This is a genomic window from Lacisediminihabitans sp., from assembly GCF_036569425.1.
Taxonomy (GTDB): domain Bacteria; phylum Actinomycetota; class Actinomycetes; order Actinomycetales; family Microbacteriaceae; genus Lacisediminihabitans.
Map to the genome: position 1 here is coordinate 1 of NZ_DATCQQ010000004.1, position 4665 is coordinate 4665.

General features: G+C 66.2%; 4 protein-coding genes. All 4 read right to left on the reverse strand.

Going from position 1 to position 4665, the window contains the following annotated elements; translation table 11 throughout:
• The coding region (locus VIM54_RS00420; RefSeq protein ID WP_331898195.1) for a 1-deoxy-D-xylulose-5-phosphate synthase N-terminal domain-containing protein at positions 1-585 on the reverse strand (585 nt) is incomplete at its 3' end.
• Between the two features lie 9 nt (positions 586-594).
• Positions 595-3414: an aconitate hydratase AcnA gene (gene acnA / locus VIM54_RS00425; RefSeq protein ID WP_331898197.1), complete on the reverse strand. Its 2820-nt coding sequence runs from the start codon at positions 3412-3414 to the stop codon at positions 595-597.
• A 200-nt stretch (positions 3415-3614) separates the two neighbouring features.
• Positions 3615-4337 (reverse strand): DUF3159 domain-containing protein, encoded by a 723-nt coding sequence (locus VIM54_RS00430; RefSeq protein ID WP_331898199.1) that lies wholly within the window; start codon positions 4335-4337, stop codon positions 3615-3617.
• Positions 4337-4665: DUF3710 domain-containing protein (locus VIM54_RS00435; protein ID WP_331898200.1), on the reverse strand; the 329-nt coding region annotated here is incomplete at its 5' end. The genes VIM54_RS00435 and VIM54_RS00430, both read right to left, overlap by 1 nt.

A 4665-nucleotide genomic window follows, 5' to 3' on the forward strand; every position in this document is an offset into this window, starting at 1 on the left:
GGTGCGCACGTCGTTGAGGAACCGTGCCATCCCGCCGATGGTGGGTGCGTACGAGCGGCCGTTGTCGTTGACGATGATCACCAGATTGCGGCTGTTGTCGTCGCTGATGTTGTTGAGGGCCTCCCACGTCATCCCGCCGGTGAGCGCGCCGTCGCCGACGATCGCGACGACGTGACGATCCTTCTGACCGGTCATCTGGAAGGCGCGCGAGATGCCGTCGGCCCAGCTGAGCGAACTCGACGCGTGCGAACTCTCCACGATGTCGTGAACGGACTCCGAACGCTGCGGATACCCCGCGAGCCCTCCCCGCTCCCGGAGGCGCGAGAAGTCCTGCCGCCCGGTGAGCAGCTTGTGCACGTACGCCTGGTGTCCGGTGTCGAAGACGATGGCGTCATTCGGCGAGTCGAAGACCCGATGCACAGCCATCGTCAACTCGACGACTCCGAGGTTCGGACCGAGGTGCCCTCCGGTCTTGGAGACCTCCGTGATGAGGAATTCCCTGATCTCTGCGGCGAGTTCGACGAGTTGTTCCGTGCTCAGCGCGTCCAGGTCTCGGGGACCGTGGATGCTCTCGAGAAGGCTCATCCGGCCAGCCTAAACCAGCGACCTCAAAACGTACTGGAGGATGCCTCCGTTGCGGTAGTAGTCGGCTTCTCCCGGGGTGTCGATGCGCACGACCGCGTCGAATTCCACGGCCTGCTTGCCCGCCGGCGAGTGCTCGCTCGGTGCGGCGGTCACGTGCACGGTTTTGGGTGTCGTGCCGGAATTCAGCTCCTCGAGTCCCGAGATACTCACGATCTCGGTGCCATCGAGGCCGAGGCTCGCCCAGCTCTCGCCTGCCGGGAACTGCAGCGGCACGACGCCCATTCCGATGAGGTTCGAGCGGTGGATGCGCTCGAAGCTCTCGGTGATGACCGCCTTCACGCCGAGCAGGCTCGTTCCCTTCGCGGCCCAGTCGCGCGAAGAGCCCGATCCGTACTCCTTGCCGGCGAAGATCACGAGTGGGGTCCCAGCCGCCTGATAGTTCTGGCTCGCGTCGTAGATGAACGACTGCGGGGCATCCGGCTTGGTGAAGTCGCGGGTGTACCCGCCCTCCACGCCGTCCAGCAGCTGGTTGCGCAGGCGAATGTTCGCGAACGTTCCGCGGATCATCACCTCGTGGTTGCCGCGGCGCGAACCGTAGGAGTTGTAGTCCTTGCGGTCGATGCCGTGCTCATCGAGGTATTGGCCGGCGGGGCTGTCCGCCTTGATGTTGCCGGCGGGGCTGATGTGGTCGGTCGTGACGGAGTCGGCGAGCTTGGCGAGCACCCGCGCGCCCACGATGTCCGACACCGGGGTGGTCTCCATCGTCATTCCGTCGAAGTACGGGGGCTTGCGCACGTAGGTGGAGTTCTCGTCCCACTCGAAGGTCGACCCGGTGGGGGTGGGCAGCGAACGCCAGCGCTCGTCGCCGTCGAATACGCCCGCGTACTCGTGGGTGAACATCTCGGTGTCGATGGAGGAGTCGATGGTCGCCTGGACCTCGGCGGCGTCCGGCCAGATGTCCTTGAGGAAGACATCGTTGCCCTCGGTGTCCTTTCCGAGCGAATCCGCCTCGAAGTCGAAGTTCATCGAGCCGGCGAGGGCGTACGCGATCACGAGGGGCGGGCTCGCGAGGTAGTTCATCTTCACGTCGGGGTTGATGCGACCCTCGAAGTTGCGGTTGCCCGAGAGCACGGCGGTCACGGCGAGGTCGTTGTCCTGAACCGCCTTGGAGATTTCCTCTTCGAGCGGGCCGGAGTTGCCGATGCAGGTGGTGCAGCCGTAGCCGACGAGGTAGAAGCCGAGGTCTTCGAGATAGCCGTTGAGGCCCGCCTTCTCGTAGTAGTCGGTGACGACCTTGGAGCCCGGTGCGAGGGTGGTCTTCACCCACGGCTTGGACTTGAGGCCCTTCTTGCTCGCGTTGCGGGCGAGGAGGCCGGCCGCGAGCATCACGGAGGGGTTCGAGGTGTTGGTGCACGAGGTGATCGCCGCGATCGCGACCGCGCCGTGGTCGAGCGTGAAGTGGTCACCGTTGTGCAGCGTGACCTCCGAGGGATTCGACGCGTGCGACGGGGTCGGGCTGGTGTGGCCGTTGCCGGCATGGCGGTGCGCCGTCTCCTCGTCCTGCGAGGTGAATCCGACCGGATCGGATGCCGGGAACGTGCCCTCGAGGGCGGCGTCCATCTCCGAGTGGCCGGTCTCGGCGTACGCGCCGAGGTCGAGCTCGAACTGGGTCTTCGCGCGGCTGAGCTCGACGCGGTCCTGGGGGCGCTTCGGACCGGCGATGGACGGCACGACCGTTCCGAGGTCGAGTCCAAGGTATTCGCTGAACACCGGCTCGGTGTCGGCGTCGTGCCACAGGGTCTGCAGCTTGGCGTAGGCCTCGACGAGGGCGACCTGCTCCTCGCTGCGGCCGGTGAGGCGCAGGTAGTCGAGGGTGACGTCGTCGATCGGGAACATCGCGGCGGTCGAGCCGAACTCGGGGCTCATGTTGCCGATGGTCGCGCGGTTGGCGAGCGGGACCGCCGCCACTCCGGCGCCGTAGAACTCCACGAACTTGCCGACGACCCCGTGCTTACGCAACATCTGCGTGATGGTGAGCACGACATCCGTGGCCGTGACGCCGGTGGGAATGGTGCCGGAGAGCTTGAAGCCGACGACCTTGGGGATGAGCATGGAGACGGGCTGGCCGAGCATGGCCGCCTCGGCCTCGATGCCGCCGACGCCCCAGCCGAGCACGCCCAGCCCGTTGACCATGGTGGTGTGCGAGTCGGTGCCGACGCAGGTGTCCGGGTAGGCCTGCAGCACGCCGTCGACCTCGCGGGTCATGGTGACGCGGGCGAGGTACTCGATGTTGACCTGGTGCACGATGCCGGTTCCCGGCGGAACGACCTTGAAGTCATCGAAGGCCGTCTGGCCCCAGCGCAGAAACTGGTAGCGCTCACCGTTGCGCTCGTACTCGATCTCGACGTTGCGCTCGAAGGCATTCTCGGTGCCGAAGAGGTCGGCGATCACGGAGTGGTCGATCACCATCTCGGCTGGAGCGAGCGGGTTGATCTTCTTGGGATCGCCGCCGAGCGCGGCGACGGCCTCGCGCATCGTGGCGAGGTCGACGATGCACGGAACGCCGGTGAAGTCCTGCATCACGACGCGGGCCGGCGTGAACTGGATCTCGGTGTCCGGCTCGGCGGTGGGCACCCAGGATCCGAGGGCCTCGATCTGGGATCGTGTGACGTTCGCGCCGTCTTCGGTGCGAAGGAGGTTCTCGAGCAGCACCTTGAGGCTGAACGGCAGTTTCTCGTAACCGGGAACCCGATCGACGCGGAACACCTGATACTCGGTCGAACCGACCGCGAGGGTGTCTTTCGAACCGAAGCTGTTGACCTGCGACATTGCGCGTCTCCCTTACTGAGCCCTGCCTGCTACCGGTGCCAATCCTTGCTTTCGACCAGACCGCCTGCCAGCAAGGCAAGCCTAAGTCTCGTCGGTACGTTCAGCGAGGGTGCTAGTTGCAAAACTATCTTGATGTCAAGATAAATAGTACACGGGATCGGCATTCCCCACCGCCGCGACTCGACACCGCAGCACTCCTGTCACTCGGTGCTTCGCTCGCCGGCCTTCGCGTAGGCGGCGCGGACGAGGAGCCAGGTGACCCAGAGCAGGCCGGCGTAGAGCGGCACACCAAGCAGTAGCTTCATCGCCCCCAGCCACTCCACGTTGCGTGCCCAATAGAGCGGCACCTCCACGATGAGGCGCAAGGCGAAGAGGCCGGCCCACAGCCAGGTGGCGAGGTACAGCACCCGCCGCTTCGACGTGTTCTGCCGCCACTCGAATCCCTCATTGGTGAGGAAGCCGACGATGACGCCGATGAGGGGCCAGCGCACCGCAATGCTCACGAGGAGCACGGTGACGCTCACGACGTTGATGATGATGCCCGGCAGGAAGTTCTGTTCCGCACGCCCGGACAGCAGCGCCAGGGCGGCCGAAATACCGATGCCGATGATGCCCGCGAGCGCCTGGGAGACCGGGCTGCGCGTGAGGAGCCGCACGACGACGAAGACCACCGCGAGTGCCACGGGAGCCAGCACCGCGAGGGTCACGTTCTTCGTCAGGGTGTAGATGACGAGAAAGCCGAGGCCTGGCAGGATCGACTCGACGAGCCCGCGAACTCCGCCGATCGCCGTGATGAGCGACCGGGCCGTTGGCACCTCCCCCGGCGTCACCCGGCCGAGGCCGCTCTTGCGCAGGGCGTCGCCGACACTCTGCCGAAAACTCGGGATCTCGGTGTCCCTGTCGCCGTCACCCTGGGCGGACATCAGAGCGTCGACGCCTGGTGGTCCTCTGCCGCCGCCGCGCTCTTGGGCATGTGCAGGGGAATCAGGTCGCGGGGCGGCATCGGGGTCTTGCCCCTCACCACCACGACGCTGCGGAACAGTTCCTCGATCTTGGCGGCCGCCTCGGCATCCACGGCGCCCTCGCCGGCGATCACTCCGCGCAGGAACCAACGGGGTCCGTCCACCCCGATGAAGCGCGCGAGCCTGGTGGAGTTGGGCTGGCCCGCCGTTGCGGCGGGAATCTCGGCAAGCAGCTCGGGACCGAACGGCCCGACCGTGAGGGTGGTCTTGCCACCCTGCTTGGCGACTG

Bases quoted from the DNA above. Each gene is read 5' to 3' on its own strand.
- VIM54_RS00430 (WP_331898199.1), bottom strand. From the start codon at position 4,337: ATGTCCGCCCAGGGTGACGGCGACAGGGACACCGAGATCCCGAGTTTT.
- acnA (WP_331898197.1), bottom strand. From the start codon at position 3,414: ATGTCGCAGGTCAACAGCTTCGGTTCGAAAGACACCCTCGCGGTCGGT.